The organism is Duncaniella sp. (assembly GCF_029054785.1).
Classification (GTDB): domain Bacteria; phylum Bacteroidota; class Bacteroidia; order Bacteroidales; family Muribaculaceae; genus Duncaniella.
On the sequence record NZ_JAIDEN010000171.1, the window covers coordinates 1 to 15,444 of the forward strand.

Here is a 15,444-nt window from a genome sequence, read left to right on the forward strand (position 1 = left end):
GTGTCCTTGAGGTTGATCATGCCGTTGCCGAAGCGGGTCACTCCTACGCCGGCAAGCGCCGAGCTGACGGCGCGCAGGGCGCGGTCGGGGGTGTTGTTGTCGTTGGAAAGATGGCAGAGGAAGATGTTGCGTAGCTGCTGGGTGTAGATCCCGGCCAGGAATTCAGCCGCTACGCGGTTGTCGAGATGGCCGTTGGGGGCTTCGATGCGGGCTTTGAGATATTCGGGGTAGCGGCCTTCGCGAAGCATGTTGAGGTCATAGTTGGCTTCGATGACTATGTAGTTGGCCTGGCGCATGTAGTGGTCTACGCGCTCGCTGATGCAGCCGAGGTCTGTGGCGATGGCGAAGCGGCAGTCTCCGTTGGTGATGAAAAATCCGGCGTTGTCGGCGCCGTCGTGCATGACCTCGAAGGGGGTGACCTCAAAGTTGCCGATGCGGAAGGGGAATTCCTTGTAGACGGGCGAGTGGTAGTCCTTGATCCGTCGCGACACGTTGTGGCGGCGGAGGATGCCGTTGAGGGTCTTGGGGGTGCAGAAGACGCGCAGATGGCGGTAGCGGCGCAGCAGGGGGTAGACGTCGCGGATGTGGTCGCCGTGGTCGTGGGTCAGGCAGATTCCGGCCACTCGGTCCATCGAGATGCCGTTGCGGCGGAGTCCGTCGACCACCCGCGCCACTTCCACTCCGGCGTCGATCAGGAAGCCACCCTCGCGGTCGCCTATATAGGAGCAGTTGCCTGAGCTTCCGCTGCCGAAGCTCATGAAGAAGATGCGGTCAGAGGCCTGAAACGAGGGGAGTTCGTCGATGACCGGCTGCTCGCGGCGGTATTTACGCGCGATCTCGCTCATTTTTTCGTCGGGAATTATGCAGAAGTCGCTCTCGGAGTTTTCGCTGAAATCTTCGAGAGAGTCGAAAAGTCCCGGCATTGGGAGTCTGGAGGGTTTGCGCGAATGTGCCATAGCAGCAGATGAAGTTGTTGGACGTTCTGTGTTGGGGGGGCTTTGGGGTAATGACGGATTGGTCTCTAAGGCTGTCTTTCAGGTGTAGAGCAGGAAGATGGAGGGGATTTTGTCGTAGTCAAACTTCCGTTTGGCCCATTTGGAGAGTGGCAGGGTGACGATCGACTGGCGGGGACCGGTGATGTCGGATGCCACGCAGAGTCTCATGGCCGGCGGGAGCGACGAGGCGAGTTCGGCGATGAGACGGTTGTTGCGGTAGGGTGTCTCGATGAAGATCTGGGTCTCTCCCTCCTGGCGGATGCGGCGCTCCATGTCGCGCAGGCGCTGGCTGCGGGCTTTGGACTCGTAGGGGAGATAGCCGCGGAAGGCGAAGGTCTGGCCGTTGAAGCCTGAGCCCATCAGTGAGAGGAGGATGCTCGACGGGCCTACGAGCGGCACGACTTCGAAGCCTTCGGCCTGGGCTATGGCCACAAGGTCGGCTCCCGGATCGGCCACAGCCGGACATCCGGCTTCGGAGATGACGCCTACGGCCTCTCCGGCGCGGAGCGGTGCGAGCATGGCGCTGACCTCGGTCGGCGGAGTGTGTTCGTCGAGCACTGTGAACGAGAGGGCGTCGATGTCGATCGAGCGGTCGCAGCGCTTGAGAAAACGGCGGACGGTGCGGACGTTTTCAACGACGAAGTGGCGCACCGAGCGGATCACGGCAAGATTTCCGTCGGGGATCACGTCGGAGACCGGCGCATCGCTCATGGTCGAGGGTATGAGGTAGAGCGCGGGGCGCAGAGGCGTGGCCGCCGGTGCTTGTGTGGCTGTTGTTTCTTCGCTCATCATCCTACGGAACCTTCGAGTGTTATCTGGAGCAGATTCTGGGCCTCGACGGCGAATTCCATCGGGAGTTTGTTCATGACCTCCTTGGCATAGCCGTTGACGATCAGTGCGATGGCCTCTTCGGTCGGGATGCCGCGCTGGTTGCAGTAGAAGAGCTGGTCTTCGGAGATCTTCGAGGTGGTAGCCTCGTGCTCGACAATGGCCGTGTCGTTGAGGATGTCGATGTAGGGGAAGGTGTGGGCGCCGCAGTTGCTGCCCATCAGCAGGGAGTCACACTGGGTGTAGTTGCGGCAGCCTGAGGCGTCGGGGGCCACTTTGACCAGTCCGCGGTAGGAGTTCTGGGAGTGTCCGGCGGAGATACCTTTGGAGACGATGGTTGAGGTGGAGTTCTTGCCGATGTGGATCATCTTGGTTCCGGTGTCGGCCTGCTGGTAGTTTTTGGTGACGGCCACGGAGTAGAATTCGCCGCGCGAATAGTCACCCTTGAGCACGCAGGAGGGATATTTCCATGTGATGGCCGATCCGGTCTCCACCTGGGTCCAGGAGAGTTTCGAATGGTCGCCGCGGCAGAGTCCGCGCTTGGTGACGAAGTTGTAGATGCCGCCACGTCCCTCGGCGTCGCCCGCATACCAGTTCTGGACCGTGGAGTATTTCACCTCCGCGCGGTCTTCGACAATGATTTCGACAATCGCTGCGTGGAGCTGGTTCTCGTCGCGCATCGGGGCCGTGCAGCCTTCGAGGTAGCTGACATAGGCATCGTCGTCGGCCACGATCAGTGTGCGTTCGAACTGGCCTGTGCCTGAGGCGTTGATGCGGAAGTAGGTCGAAAGTTCCATCGGGCAGCGCACTCCTTTGGGGATGTAGACAAAGGAGCCGTCGGAGAAGACCGCCGAGTTGAGGGCGGCGAAGAAGTTGTCGCGGTAGCTGACAACCGAGCCGAGATATTTTTTGACCAGGTCGGGGTAGTCGCGGACGGCCTCGGAGATCGAGCAGAAGATGATACCTTTTTCGGCGAGCTTCTCGCGGTGGGTGGTCTTGACGCTGACAGAGTCCATCACGGCGTCGACGGCCATTCCGGCCAGGGCTTTCTGTTCCTGGAGGGGAATGCCGAGGCGGTTGAAGGTGTCGAGCAGCTGCGGGTCTACTTCGTCGAGGCTCTCAGGGCCTTTGGCCTTGGAGCGCGGCTCGGCGTAGTAGCTGATGGCCTGATAGTCGATCGGGGGGATGTTGAGATGGGCCCAGGTGGGCATTTCGAGCGTCTGCCAGTAGCGGAAGGCTTTGAGGCGGAATTCGAGGAGCCACTCCGGCTCGCCTTTCTTGGCGGAGATGAGGCGCACCACGTCTTCGCTGAGACCAACGGGGATGATCTCGGTGTCGATGTCGGAGGTGAATCCGTATTTATATTCGTCGGAGGTCGCGCGGTTGAGCAGCGCGTCGCTGTCCGGCTTCTGATTTTGCAGATCTTTATCTTTTGTTTCCATATTTTCCATGAACTCGGAGGGGTGGTGGATAGAGGGATGATTATATGGCTGTTTCGGTTGACACCGGGGCCTTTTCGGTGCTTACGGTTTTGGGGCAGTCTCCGCCGTCGGAGGCCAGGGCGGGGATGGCGCCGAGGACCCAGGGGGCGAAGCGTGCGGTGAGCACCACGACGCGTCCGTTGCACAGATGCGATCGTGAACTGAGGGTGTCAGAGGGGAAAATGACCATATAGAGATTGAGCAGGAGGCTGACAAGCAAAAAATATTTTGCCACGGAGAAGGCGGCCCCGGCAATGCGGTCGAGAGGGCCGAGCAGGATGGCGTGGCTGACCATGCGCAGCAGTTTGGCAACGATGATGACCCCGTAGTAGGCCACGAGGTAGATCAGGGCGTTGGCGAGGATCGAGACCGTAGCGCGGCTGATCGGGGAGGCCTGCCAGTCGGGATGAGCGCCGGTCAGCATTTCGGTCACAGGCTGCCCAAGGCAGCGGCAGGCAATGATCGCGATGACGATCGCCGCAAGCGAGCCAAGCTGTTTGATGATCCCTTTGCGGAAGCCCAGCCATGCCGAACCGATGAATATCAGCAGTAATATTATGTCGAGAGCTGTCATTTGGTTTTCTTCGATTTAAGAGGTTGACGATGTCGCAAAACCTGTCGCAATTGCCTCCGGTAGGGACGCTTTGAAAAGCGCCCCTACTGGGAATACCGAGCTTTGCAACATCCACAACTTTTATGGTGGAATATTTCAGGATGCAAATTTAACAATTTATTTGCAAAGAGAGTTGAAAAGCAGCGGATAAGTGGCCGGAAAGCGCTTATCTTGAAAGCAACTTTGCGCTTCAGCCTTACTGATGAGAGTCAGCGGAGGTCAAATGGACGGCGGCAAATGTTAAAATGGAGGTGAATAGGGCGGGGAGATGAACAAACAAAAATGTAGTAATGTTATAAAATCAAAATCCGCAAAGGAACACTACAAACCCCCGGTGACAAGCGTGTCAGGGACGAATATTCATAGTGATTGTTACTAAAAGACTATTTAAAAAGAGAGTTTACTAAAAAAATCGTGTTTCATTTTAATTTTATGAGAGAATGAAAAAGAATTTATTAATCGTTGCGGCTTTAGGCGGTATGTTCTGGAGCGCAAATGAAGCTAAGGCCCAGGAGACTATCACTGGCGTGGTTGTCGAAGAGACTCCTGTGTTGGTTCAGGACGTAGAGTGCAAGGACATCTACACTCCCGGATCATGGAAAGACAACTGGTTCATCCAGCTCGGTGCCGGCATCCGCTCTCCGTTCATGGAGAATGTCCGCACTGACGGCGGAAGCGATGACCATCATCTGACCGCAATATATAACCTCGGCGTCGGCCGCTGGATCTCTCCCTATCTGGGATTCCGCTTCTCGGCTTACTATGGCTCGATGCACTGGAACCAGGGAACAATGGCTTCGGCCCGCGTTGCCAACCTGAATGTCGACTTCATGTGGGATATGTTCAACTCAATCGGCGGCTACCGTCCTAAACGCGTCTTCTCGATCGTGCCCTTCATCGGCCTCGGCGGTTCATACGTCTACCACTATCACCCCGTTGTCGGCGACATCCAGGACCGCAAGGGCGACGGCATCAAGTCCAACCAGTGGCTTCTCCCCGTTTCTGCCGGCTTGCAGCTTCGCTTCCGTCTCAGCGAATATGTCGACTTCTTTGCTGAAGGCCGTGCGATGTTCTATGGCGACAACTTCAACAACGATGCCTACGGACGCCCCATCGACATTGACATCTCCGCAATCGGCGGTTTTGCCTTCCACCTCACAGGTTCGAAGTTCAAACGCTACAACCCCTGCGACTATGTTGACTACATCAACAATGCCAACGCTCAGATCAACGACCTCCGCGGCGCTCTTGCAACCACTTCAGCCGCTCTCGCTGCCGCCGAAGCCCAGCTTCCCTGCCCCGACGTCACTGTCGTAGAACCCGCACCTGCCGTAACCCTCCTTCCGACCGTACGCTTCAAGATCAATTCGGCTTATGTTTCATCAGAGGAAATGGTCAATGTCTACAACGTTGCCGAGTTCCTCAAAGCCAACCCCGATGCAACAATCGTAGTCCGCGGCTATGCTGACGAAGACACCGGTACTTCCGAATACAACATGAAGCTTTCAGAACGCCGCGCACAGGCTGTCGCTGACATCCTCGTAGGTGACTACGGTATCGATCCTTCCCGCCTCGTGCTCGAAGCCGCCGGCAGCAACACTCAGGTTTACGACACCAATGACTGGAACCGCATCGTGATCTTCGCAGTTCCCGAATAAGACCCCCATTCAACGGAAAGCTTACACAACAGATAAATCTCCCTTGCGCCGCCCCCCGACACCTCCGGGTGTCAAGGTCCGGGAGCGGACCGGAAAAGAGCCGGAGGGCTCGCACACAAGGCGCAGGACATCTGACAGGAAAACAGAGTTTTCTTTCAAAACAATAATTGACGTTTGTGACCCGCCCGGCCCCCACAGCCGAGCGGGTCTCTTTGTGTGACGGGCAGCTTTCAAAATTATGACTTGGCGCAAATAGTTATAAACGAGGTGTTAAATGAGTTAAAAAAGTAGTTGCTAAAAATCGGATAGGCCTATTGCTATATATTCTGTGAATTGAAAAATTTTGAAGGCGGTATAAATATGGGATATAGTATTTAAAATTTTATGTTGTTTTTTTTGCCAATTTGAAATTGTTGATTAATTTTGCGGCAAAATAATTCTCAATCATGAAAATTGAAACAATAGCCTTTCATCCAAAGCCGAGAAACCAAAGTGAGATTTTGATTTCTTGGGAATCAGGAGAGACAACAAGTCTTCTTTTTAACGATATTTACCCTTTGCAAGTAAGAAGCTATTATGAAAAAGCTATTTATGATTTGTTTGAGCAGGAATATAATATAGCTTCTTTTGAGGAACTTTACGGATTACTTTCGTGGTGGTTTGTAAGGCATAATCTAACTATGCCATTAATGGTAGCCACTTTTCGTAACGAGGATCGTAAAAGGTTAGGTGCGAGAATTAAAGAAATTAGAGAAGAAATGAACTTAGAAGCAAAACAGCTATCTATGATCACAGGAATAGATGCAGCCAATCTGTCTCGTATAGAACAAGGTAAGTCTTCTGCCAGTATAGACACACTCTCCAAAATAGCTAATGCTCTTGGTTATAAAATTGATTTTGTAAAATTTAATAATAATGTTATGAAACCATTATCAATTCATCTGGGTAAAAACGGCGATAGCTTTGAAACCCTAAAATCGCTTTCTGAAGAAGAGGCTAAATCTCTATGTTCAACTATTAATCTCTCAATAGGAGAAAAGAAAGACGTTTCATTTTGGACGAACGGGATCCCCGAACTGATCGCAGTTGCAACTTTTGAGAAAAAAGCTAATGGCGAGGTTGTATATGAGATTGACTATTCTCAATCGACGCTATAAAAATTTCTTTATTTATATAGCTGGTCAGCTTAAATAATTTAGAGGGATTCATTATAGTCTCAATAATATTTTAGCCATTTTCTATGCTATTTATAATTGGCGTAGGAAATGGCTTTTTCTCGTTTAGTTATAGAGCTAAATATAGATTTCTGCTGAAGCGTGAAATAGAAAAGTATTGTCTTGTAAATGGTGTGAGTGTCAAGGAGCTGGCTAAAATGTCAAAGGGTTACCCGTTAAGACAAGAGTTCTAGCATTATATGGAGAAAAATTTGGTCATTAAGAAGTTGTTTGGATCGACAGCTCGAATAGAAGCTGCTATTGATGACGTCCTAATGATGTTTTAGTTTAGCTAAAACGAACTTATTTTGCTAATTTTGCAGGGTAAATAAGAAAATCAAGGTCTTATGAGTGTGATTATTTTAGGAATAGAGTCGTCGTGTGACGATACGTCGGCGGCTGTGATCCGCGACGGGGTGCTGCTGAGCAATGTGATTGCTTCGCAGCAGGTCCATGCCGAGTTTGGCGGTGTGGTGCCCGAACTGGCTTCGCGCGCGCATCAGCAAAATATCGTTCCGGTGGTGGATACCGCGCTTAAACGTGCCGGTGTGGCTAAAGAGGAGCTGAGTGCCATCGGTTTCACCCGCGGTCCCGGTCTCTTGGGCTCGCTGCTCGTCGGGACCAGTTTCGCCAAGGGTATGTCGCTGGGGCTGAGAATCCCGATTGTCGATGTCAACCATCTCCACGGCCATGTCCTTTCGCATTTCATACGCCGCAAGGAGGATGATCAGGTTCCTGACTATCCTTTCATCTGCCTGCTGGTCTCAGGAGGCAACAGCCAGATAATTCTCGTCAGGAATTACAATGATATGGAGATCCTCGGCCAGACGATCGACGATGCTGCCGGGGAGGCTTTCGACAAGTGTGCCAAAGTGATGGGGCTGCCTTATCCCGGCGGTCCGCACATCGACCGGCTCGCGGCTGAGGGCGATCCGAAGCGTTTCCGCTTTGCCAAACCGCATATTCCGGGACTGGATTACAGTTTCAGCGGCCTGAAAACTTCGTTTCTCTACACGCTGAGAGACGAGATCCGGAAGAATCCCGATTTCATCGAGCAGAACAAGGCTGATCTTGCTGCTTCGCTCCAGCGCACGATCATCGACATTCTGATGGACAAGCTCGACAAGGCTGTCAGACAGACCGGAGTTAAGACTGTGGCCATCGGTGGAGGTGTGTCGGCCAACTCCGGGGTGCGCGATGCTGTGGCGGACTATTGCAGCCGCCGCGGCCTGAGGGCGTTTATCCCTGAGAGGGTCTTTACGACCGACAATGCGGCTATGGTTGCCATCGCGGCTTATTACAAGTATCTCGACCGCCAGTTCTGCCGCTATGACGAGGTGCCTTATGCCCGCGTTAAGGTCTGAGAAACTGTTTTTTCAACATAAGTAACTCTTAAAAATTAAACGTAATATGTTTTTACAAAGTAACTTCGGGAAAGACTTTTATACTTCCTGCGGTTTTATTCCGGTAAAAATCAAATTGTTCATCGGTCGTTTATATCTATAAACTCCCTCTTCACTCTTTGATTTTTCCTCGAAATAAACCTCGCATCAAGTATAAATTAATTTTCAAGAGTTACTTATCGGACAGAGATGAAAGTTTCAATAATTGTGATCGGCGACGAGCTTCTGCTCGGCCAGGTCACGGACACCAATTCCGGAGATATTGCCCGTCATATCGCTCCATACGGCTGGGAGGTCAATGATGTGCAGACTGTCGGCGACGAGGCCGGGGAGATCCGTCTCGCGATCGACCGTGCGTTTGAACTGAGCGATGTCGTGCTCACAACCGGTGGCCTCGGTCCTACGAAGGACGATATCACCAAGACTGTCATGTGTGACTATTTCGGCGGTGAGCTGAAGGAGGATCCGGAGGTGCTGGCCAACGTGCTCGATGTGGTCAGCCGCCGCGGATTCAAGATCAACAAGCTGACGGCTGCGCAGGCCATTGTCCCGACATCGTGCCGGGTGATTCAGAACCGTGTCGGGACTGCCCCGATCATGTGGTTTGAGAAGGATGGGAAAGTGCTTGTCTCACTTCCGGGTGTGCCTTTCGAGACCCGCGAGATGTTTACAACTGAGGTGTTTCCGCAGCTTTGCGAGAAGTTCAGGACCGATGTCGACATAGAACATGCCGTCCTGATGGTCACCGACTATACTGAAAGCGGTCTTGCTGAGAAGATTGCGCCCTGGGAGGAGGCTCTGCCGGAGTATCTCCATCTGGCCTATCTGCCGAAACCGGGCCTGATCCGCCTGCGCATCGACGGCGCTCACCGCGACAAGGATTTCATCACCGCGGAAGTCCGCCGTGCCGCCGGAGAGCTGGTGGAGATGCTTGGCGATGCGGTGATTGCGACCGATGATCTGACTCCTGCCGAGATCCTGCTGCGCCGCTGCCGCGAACGCGGGCTGAAACTGGCTACGGCTGAGAGCTGCACAGGGGGCAACATTGCCCATGAGATCACTCTGATAGCCGGTTCGTCGGATGTGTTTGCCGGCTCGGTCGTGAGTTACAGCAACGAGGTCAAGATGACGGTGCTCGGAGTGGGTGCGGAGACTCTTGAGGCCAATGGGGCTGTGAGCCTGCCGGTGGTCCGCGAGATGGCAGAAGGCGCTCTGAGAGCCATCGGCGCTCAGGTGGCTGTGGCTACCAGTGGCATAGCCGGTCCGGGCGGAGGCAGCGAAGAGAAGCCTGTCGGAACGGTCTGCATGGCCGCTGCTGTCGTTACTCCCGATGGCCGGACGCTCTGCGAGACGGAGACCCATCATTTCCCCGGAAACCGCCGTAGGGTGATCGAGGCTTCGACCACACGGGTGCTCATCAAGGCAATCAAACTGCTGCGCTCATTGTAGGGGGCTGCGGCGAACCATAGACTCGGAAAATACGTTTTACAGACAGACGGAACCCGCTCAGGAGCCGTCTGTCTGCTTTTTTGCAGCCGACAATAGTTTTCAAACCTTTATAAAAATAATAGAATATTATGACTTACGATCAGGAAATCCGCAGCTCTAAGGTTGTGTTGATGGAGTTTTACGCTACGTGGTGTCCCCACTGCCAACGGATGATGCCGGTTGTGGCCAAGGTCAAGGAACAGCTTGACGGTCGTGCCGCCGTCTGCCAGCTTGATATCGATAAAAACAAGGAGGCTGCCGATGCGGCTGAGGTGCATTCCATTCCGACGTTTCTGATTTATGTCGACGGCAAGGCTGAGTGGCGTCACATGGGTGAAATCGACGGCGAGGCTTTGTTGAGCAAGGTTGAGTCGTTTCTTTGACGAAGGCTTCCGATGGTCCGGCCCACGTCCGATGTCTGACCCAGGGTGTCTCTGAGTGAATGTCCCCTGGATGAATCCAAGAATGTCCGGAGTGGGGTAGTGCTCAAGGCCTGTCCCGACGTTGAGTCGGTTGAGCCGGGCTATACAGCATGTGTCTGCGCCATCAAGAGGAAGTCTGTGTTCCCCGAAACATATCGTCCTCCTGCCGTCCTGCCAATATTTTCAGGCAGGAGGGCGTGAGGACGTTTTTTTGAGGTAAGTGGGGTTTTGATCTGTTGATTGATGTGGGGGGTAATGTGGAATGTTTCGCACCTACGGCGCTTTGAGGGTGGGGGTGTTGCTGTTTAACCACAGCTGCGGACACCTACGGCGCCCTTGCAGTGGCCTGGATTCGCCCGCCGCTGACGCGGCTTGGGTGATGGGTGCCTGCTGTGCGGCTTGGGTAGTTGGCCTGGATTCGCCCGCCGCTGACGCGGCTTGGGTGGTGGGGGCTGCTGCGTGGCTTGGGTAGTTGGGCGGATTCGTCCGCCGTTGACGCGGCTTGGTTGGTGGGAGCCTGCTGTTGCGCAGCATGTGTAATGGAGGCCCAGGCTTTGTCGTTTGTGGCGTGGTGGATGGTGCGGTTGTGGTATTGGCTGGTGGTAATGTGATTTTGAAATGTGATCTGGAATCAGGTGTAAATTGTGTCATCTGATTCTACCAGATATGTTCCTGTGTAAAACAGGAACATTGTGCCGGTGCCATAAGGCATGTCGTAGCAGATGACAAAGTCGCCTGAAATATTATATTTGTAGGTCCGTGAAGATTCATCATCATAATAGGTGACATAATTATCAGAGAATTTGAGATTATATTCACCTGCACTGCGCCATACTTTGCTCATGAGCAATTTTTTTGTGAGTTTTCCGGTCGTTTTTGCGTATTCGGCTACTGGGACGTTGAGGATCTGGCTTTTTCCGAGGAGAACGTCATCGACGGTTGCAGAGATGAAGAAAGGGAGTTTAGACCAGTCGGCGTTGCTGAAAGTCGAAGCGTTGCCGATGGTGAGGGAAAGAACGCCGAAGTCATCGGAAGTAGCCGATTTGGTCTCGGAGCAGACGAGTGCTCCTGTGCTGTCGGTGATGTCAATTCTTACACTGACGGTCTCGTCTGCTCTCGGTTGGCCGGTTGCAGCGTCAAGGAGTGAGACCTGATAGCCGATCTGGGCGTTGATATTGAATGTGGTTAATAAAGTGAATAGAAGTGGGATAAAACGCTTCATTTTTATGTCTTTTGAGTTTATAGGTTGTTTTTAAACAATCTCTTAATGTGCCAAGACGCCGATATCACCTGCTTTTCCGATTAATCGTCCGTCAGATTTATTGTAAGCGAATATGCCGAAAGATGTTATGATTGTATAACCTGAAATGACGTAAGGCGAAGCCTTGCTGAATCCACCGCCCTCTCCATCAGTCCATCTCACAGATAATTTGGCTGTGCTTGATGTGAACGAAATTGTACCGGCACAATCAGTTTCGTTATCGGTAAATGACCAGTTTCTGCCTAAGATCTGTTTTTTGTCAAGGCTATCGGTCTGCTTTGCGTATTCGGCAACGGGGACGTTGAGAATCTGGCTTTTTCCGAGGAGGATGTTATCAACAGTTGCCGAGATATAGAAAGGGAGTTTTGACCAGTCGGCGTTGCTGAAAGTCGAAGCGTTGCCGATGGTGAGGGAAAGAACGCCGAAGTCATCGGAAGTAGCCGATTTGGTCTCGGAGCAGACGAGTGCTCCTGTGCTGTCGGTGATGTCAATTTTTACACTGACGGTCTCGTCAGCTCTCGGTTGGCCGGTTGCGGCGTCAAGGAGTGAGACCTGATAGCCGATCTGAGCGTTGAGAATCAAAGTTGTAAATAATGCAAATATCGTGATGGCAATGCGATTCATATTTGATTGGGAAAAGAATAAAACAAATAGATTGTGATATATCTATGTCTTGGGGAAGAGTTATTTGTAATCCGTTCCATCTGCTTCGGCTAAACAAGATCCTGTGTAAAAGAGATGTTTGGAATCAGTCCAAGATCCATAGCAAACAATCAGATTTCCGAAAATGACATATTTATAGGTGGCGGAATATCCACCATCGTAAGGATTAGAATGAACTAATGTTGCGGTTTCGTCTGTAAAGCGAAACGAATAAGAACCTTCTCCTTCGGAATAGCTACCGGTCCAGACTTTGCTTTTAAGGATGCTTTTATCAAGATCTGCAACTTTCTTAGCATATTCGGCTACCGGAACATTCAGAATCTGGCTTCTTCCGAGCAGAACGTCGTCGACGGTTGCGGAGATGTAGAAAGGCAGCTTTGACCAGTTGGCGTTTTCGAAAGTAGAGGCATTGCCGATGGTCAGAGAGAGCACACCGAAATCATCGGAAGTGGCCGATTTGGTCTCGGAGCATATTAACGAACCTGAGGAGTCGGTTATTTCGACTTTTACACTGACTGTTTCGTCGGCTCTCGGCTGGCCGGTTGCAGCGTCGAGGAGAGATACCTGATAGCCTATCTGGGCGTTGAGACCGAGGGCTATGAAGAGAAATAATATTGTGAAGAGCTGTTTTTTCATTGTTTCTTAAATGTTGTGTTGGATTTCTGATTTTTGAATCGGCCGATCATGACAGATGCGTCAATGTCGATCACTACCATGCGGGTGATGTTTTCTTCTGAGATCTGCATACGGATTTCTCCGGTCGAGGAAATTGTATATGTGAAGTCTGCTGTCGGTCCATCATAGGAGACAGTGCCTTTTTCATCGTCAAGGAAGGTGAGAGTGATTTCTTTCGAACTATCGGTAGATTTCCACGTGCCTTTAAGGAGATTATGGTTCGGGCAAGAGGCTGTGGGCGGGAGCAGTGGGACAAATGCTTTGTTGATTTTACGGACATTCGGAGTTCCGCACCATTCGAAGACTCGTTCGTCGGCTTTGTATGATCCGACCGCAGGGAAGCTGGATCGGACTGTCACGCCTGATTTAACGGTGTTGAAAATGAACGGGCTGAGACGGGCACCTTCGTTGAGGGCAATCGGCGCTGAGGCGAGAGTATGGTTGCCATAGCGGAAAACGGGTCTTACCTGCCATTGTGTCGGGTCGATTTTGTCCTCTGTTCCGAAGTCGAGGTCTGCCGAGATTCCCTGCTGCTGGAAACTGAAAGCTTCGATGTCAGTGGTGAAGATGCTGTCGACAACCTCATTTGTGACGGTGTTGACTAACTCGAAGCCTGTTTCGAGAGGATAGGGGATGGGGCTTTCGGAAATGGCGGCGGCAGTGCAGACTTTCTGCGCTTCTTTGAATGGTTCCGGTTGCTTTTTTGCCGGAACGGCCTTGCCGTCAGTAAAAGAGGGGAAAAGATTCAGTTGGGCGAGCTGGAATTTGAGAGAGAAGGGTTCGCCGATTATGTGTTCGTCTTTTTCGGTTTCAAAAATAGACTTGGTGTACCAGTAAGGGGCGATGTCTAATTTCAGGCTTAAGTCAAGATTTCCGTCGACAGCAGGTTTTGTATGGTCAGAGGCCATATCGGCAATAGCCCCGACACTTATATTTCCGGCGAGTTCGGCACCTCCGCGCAGGCGGACTCCGGCGCCGAGATGTTCGACAAATGTATTGAGACTCAGTTTGGTATAAAAACCGCCGAAAAGGCTGCCGTCAAGAACAATGGCAATTTTTGCTTCATCATTTGTCGGATCAGCTTCCGCAGGATTGTCAGCTTGTGAGGGCTGAGAGAATGTGTTGACTCCATTGCGCCGGGTCCATTCGGTGTGGTAGCTTGTGGTACGGGTCATCGAATAGTCGATTTTAGCTGATGCCTCCGCTTCCCAAAACGCCCCGATCTCGATAATTGGCTGGATTGTTCCTAATGCGAGCGGTGGGAGATAAAATTTATGTGCTCCATATTCCTTGCCTGCCTCTTTGGGTTCTTCAAGATTGAAATTGAAAGTCATGCCCATCTCGTTAGTGATGGCGATATTGGCATGGTAATAGCCGGAGAGCACGTTGGCTACAACATTAGTGAAAGAGAGCTGGCTGTTGAGGATGAGGCTGAATTCAGATTGTTCGGCGAATTTCAGGGCATTGTCCCACGGATAACCGTCGGCTGATCCTGCGCGGGAGGTTCTGTTTACGGTAGCCGGTACGGGACCGACATCTCCGGAGAAGAAGAATTCGTCGAAAACTTCGGTTGCGGGGACATCAGTGACACTGACGTTTACAGATGAATCATTGTTGCGGGAAACGGCATCGACTTTTGCACAGAGACCCCAGGGGAAGAGTTCGTGGAATCCGATATAGTAGACATACTGTCCGGCGGAGGGGATGCGGTCAACGGGTGTGCCGGCTTTAAAACTGATGATGCCGTCGGTGCCGGATGTTATATAGGGAATGTCGGTTTCAACTATTTCATGGACGCCTGTTTTGGGGACAATCTTGTTGCGGTTGCCGAATGCGACCGAGTCGATGTCGGCGAGCATGATTTTGAAGACAGTTCCGTCTTTGCGGATGAAATCCTGAGAAATGAAGTCGGGGTGATCAACGCTGTCGGTGTCGACGGTGGAAAGATTGACTGATTGCAGCTCTTCTGCGTATATCAGAGTGACATCACCTGTTTTGCTGAAAACAAGTACCTGGGTATCTGTTTCGTTGGCTGCAATGCTGGAAATGCTGAATAGCATTAGGATCAGTAGTAACAGCTGTTTCATGATTTCCGCATTTTAAAGGTGTGATTACCGGCCTTGATAATGTAGACCTGAGGAGATAAGGAGGAAAGGCTTATTTTCAGGTTGCCGTTGCCAAGAGTGATGACTTCGCATTCATGGCGGATGCCGTCAGTGCCATAGACGGAAATTTCGCCGGCTTTAAGGGATGAGCAGATGATGACATCGCCGTTTTTGTCAACAGAGATTTCTTTTCCATCGGTGCCGATCAGGTCGATTGACGATGTGTCATCGATGGTGTATTTGCTGAGTTCACTGAAGTTGAAAATGCGGTTGTTGACGCTGATCTGATCGCCGTTGAAGGTGATTTCAGGCTTGTCGGAAAATGGGACTATGACGCGGGAGCCGTCTTTTAGCCATAGAATAACACTGTCAAAAGCCAACGCTGATAGGTTGATTGAGATGGCTGCAAGAAGCAACGGCCATCTCAAATGTCGAAAATTCATGTTATAGATGTGACTTATAGATGATTGGTGATTAGGTTGGATAAAGGTAGTGTGTCTCGTGGAATTTTTTAATAAATGCGGTTGAAATTACGGATATTTAACATTTTAAGGGGCGTTGGTAACTATTCAGCGATTCAAACAGCTTGATTGCAAGCAAGTTGTAGGATGCTCCACGGAGCATCCGCCGGTTTTATG

The 15,444-nt window shown here is 51.8% G+C and carries 14 protein-coding genes; 5 read left to right on the forward strand and 9 right to left on the reverse strand.

The window, feature by feature from the left end; genetic code table 11:
- From K2H17_RS10475 to K2H17_RS10490, 4 genes are all read right to left on the reverse strand, one after another.
- A partial coding sequence (locus K2H17_RS10475) for an MBL fold metallo-hydrolase (protein WP_300134536.1) occupies positions 1 to 956 on the reverse strand: 956 nt, incomplete at its 3' end.
- A 78-nt stretch (positions 957 to 1,034) separates the two neighbouring features.
- Positions 1,035 to 1,787 carry an SAM-dependent methyltransferase gene (locus K2H17_RS10480; protein WP_300134538.1) on the reverse strand — a complete coding sequence of 251 codons (753 nt, stop codon included), beginning with the start codon at positions 1,785 to 1,787 and terminating at the stop codon, positions 1,035 to 1,037.
- Positions 1,784 to 3,265, reverse strand: coding sequence for a Fe-S cluster assembly protein SufB (gene sufB, locus K2H17_RS10485; protein ID WP_300134540.1), 1,482 nt, complete (start codon positions 3,263 to 3,265; stop codon positions 1,784 to 1,786). Before sufB ends, K2H17_RS10480 begins: the two co-directional genes overlap by 4 nt.
- Positions 3,266 to 3,305: 40 nt before the next feature.
- A complete protein-coding gene (locus K2H17_RS10490; RefSeq protein WP_300134542.1) occupies positions 3,306 to 3,878 on the reverse strand; it encodes a CvpA family protein in 573 nt (190 codons plus the stop codon).
- 479 nt (positions 3,879 to 4,357) lie between these two features.
- Between K2H17_RS10490 and K2H17_RS10495 the strand changes: the two genes are divergently transcribed.
- The 5 genes from K2H17_RS10495 (at position 4,358) to K2H17_RS10515 (ending at position 10,063) form a co-directional block, all read left to right on the forward strand.
- A complete protein-coding gene (locus K2H17_RS10495; RefSeq protein WP_300134544.1) occupies positions 4,358 to 5,575 on the forward strand; it encodes an OmpA family protein in 1,218 nt (405 codons plus the stop codon).
- Between the two features lie 446 nt (positions 5,576 to 6,021).
- Positions 6,022 to 6,732, forward strand: a complete 711-nt coding sequence (locus tag K2H17_RS10500) for a helix-turn-helix transcriptional regulator (RefSeq protein WP_300134546.1) — start codon at positions 6,022 to 6,024, stop codon at positions 6,730 to 6,732.
- A 404-nt stretch (positions 6,733 to 7,136) separates the two neighbouring features.
- Complete coding sequence (gene tsaD, locus K2H17_RS10505) at positions 7,137 to 8,153, forward strand: tRNA (adenosine(37)-N6)-threonylcarbamoyltransferase complex transferase subunit TsaD (RefSeq protein WP_300134548.1); 1,017 nt, start codon at positions 7,137 to 7,139, stop codon at positions 8,151 to 8,153.
- 228 nt (positions 8,154 to 8,381) lie between these two features.
- A complete protein-coding gene (locus K2H17_RS10510; RefSeq protein WP_300134550.1) occupies positions 8,382 to 9,641 on the forward strand; it encodes a CinA family nicotinamide mononucleotide deamidase-related protein in 1,260 nt (419 codons plus the stop codon).
- 128 nt (positions 9,642 to 9,769) lie between these two features.
- On the forward strand, positions 9,770 to 10,063 hold the full coding sequence (locus K2H17_RS10515; RefSeq protein WP_300134552.1) for a thioredoxin family protein: 294 nt from the start codon (positions 9,770 to 9,772) through the stop codon (positions 10,061 to 10,063).
- Positions 10,064 to 10,733: 670 nt separating this feature from the next.
- On the opposite strand, the gene K2H17_RS10520 is transcribed toward K2H17_RS10515, so the two are convergent.
- From K2H17_RS10520 to K2H17_RS10540, 5 genes are read right to left on the reverse strand one after another with little or no spacing between them, the layout of a single operon-like run.
- On the reverse strand, positions 10,734 to 11,324 hold the full coding sequence (locus tag K2H17_RS10520; RefSeq protein ID WP_300134554.1) for a hypothetical protein: 591 nt from the start codon (positions 11,322 to 11,324) through the stop codon (positions 10,734 to 10,736).
- A gap of 42 nt (positions 11,325 to 11,366) precedes the next feature.
- Positions 11,367 to 11,987 (reverse strand): hypothetical protein, encoded by a 621-nt coding sequence (locus K2H17_RS10525; protein ID WP_300134556.1) that lies wholly within the window; start codon positions 11,985 to 11,987, stop codon positions 11,367 to 11,369.
- A 60-nt stretch (positions 11,988 to 12,047) separates the two neighbouring features.
- Positions 12,048 to 12,662 carry a hypothetical protein gene (locus tag K2H17_RS10530; RefSeq protein ID WP_300134558.1) on the reverse strand — a complete coding sequence of 205 codons (615 nt, stop codon included), beginning with the start codon at positions 12,660 to 12,662 and terminating at the stop codon, positions 12,048 to 12,050.
- Complete coding sequence (locus tag K2H17_RS10535) at positions 12,659 to 14,788, reverse strand: hypothetical protein (RefSeq protein ID WP_300134560.1); 2,130 nt, start codon at positions 14,786 to 14,788, stop codon at positions 12,659 to 12,661. Before K2H17_RS10535 ends, K2H17_RS10530 begins: the two co-directional genes overlap by 4 nt.
- Positions 14,785 to 15,249 carry a hypothetical protein gene (locus K2H17_RS10540; protein WP_300134562.1) on the reverse strand — a complete coding sequence of 155 codons (465 nt, stop codon included), beginning with the start codon at positions 15,247 to 15,249 and terminating at the stop codon, positions 14,785 to 14,787. The genes K2H17_RS10535 and K2H17_RS10540 overlap by 4 nt, the downstream gene beginning before the upstream one ends.
- Positions 15,250 to 15,444: the final 195 nt, after the last annotated feature.

Excerpts from the sequence above, each read along its gene's own strand:
- K2H17_RS10525 (WP_300134556.1), bottom strand. The coding sequence starts at position 11,987 with ATGAATCGCATTGCCATCACGATATTTGCATTATTTACAACTTTGATT.
- K2H17_RS10510 (WP_300134550.1), top strand. The coding sequence starts at position 8,382 with ATGAAAGTTTCAATAATTGTGATCGGCGACGAGCTTCTGCTCGGCCAG.
- sufB (WP_300134540.1), bottom strand. The coding sequence starts at position 3,265 with ATGGAAACAAAAGATAAAGATCTGCAAAATCAGAAGCCGGACAGCGAC.
- K2H17_RS10480 (WP_300134538.1), bottom strand. The coding sequence starts at position 1,787 with ATGATGAGCGAAGAAACAACAGCCACACAAGCACCGGCGGCCACGCCT.
- K2H17_RS10520 (WP_300134554.1), bottom strand. The coding sequence starts at position 11,324 with ATGAAGCGTTTTATCCCACTTCTATTCACTTTATTAACCACATTCAAT.
- K2H17_RS10540 (WP_300134562.1), bottom strand. The coding sequence starts at position 15,249 with ATGAATTTTCGACATTTGAGATGGCCGTTGCTTCTTGCAGCCATCTCA.
- K2H17_RS10535 (WP_300134560.1), bottom strand. The coding sequence starts at position 14,788 with ATGAAACAGCTGTTACTACTGATCCTAATGCTATTCAGCATTTCCAGC.
- K2H17_RS10495 (WP_300134544.1), top strand. The coding sequence starts at position 4,358 with ATGAAAAAGAATTTATTAATCGTTGCGGCTTTAGGCGGTATGTTCTGG.
- K2H17_RS10530 (WP_300134558.1), bottom strand. The coding sequence starts at position 12,662 with ATGAAAAAACAGCTCTTCACAATATTATTTCTCTTCATAGCCCTCGGT.
- K2H17_RS10500 (WP_300134546.1), top strand. The coding sequence starts at position 6,022 with ATGAAAATTGAAACAATAGCCTTTCATCCAAAGCCGAGAAACCAAAGT.
- K2H17_RS10490 (WP_300134542.1), bottom strand. The coding sequence starts at position 3,878 with ATGACAGCTCTCGACATAATATTACTGCTGATATTCATCGGTTCGGCA.
- tsaD (WP_300134548.1), top strand. The coding sequence starts at position 7,137 with ATGAGTGTGATTATTTTAGGAATAGAGTCGTCGTGTGACGATACGTCG.
- K2H17_RS10515 (WP_300134552.1), top strand. The coding sequence starts at position 9,770 with ATGACTTACGATCAGGAAATCCGCAGCTCTAAGGTTGTGTTGATGGAG.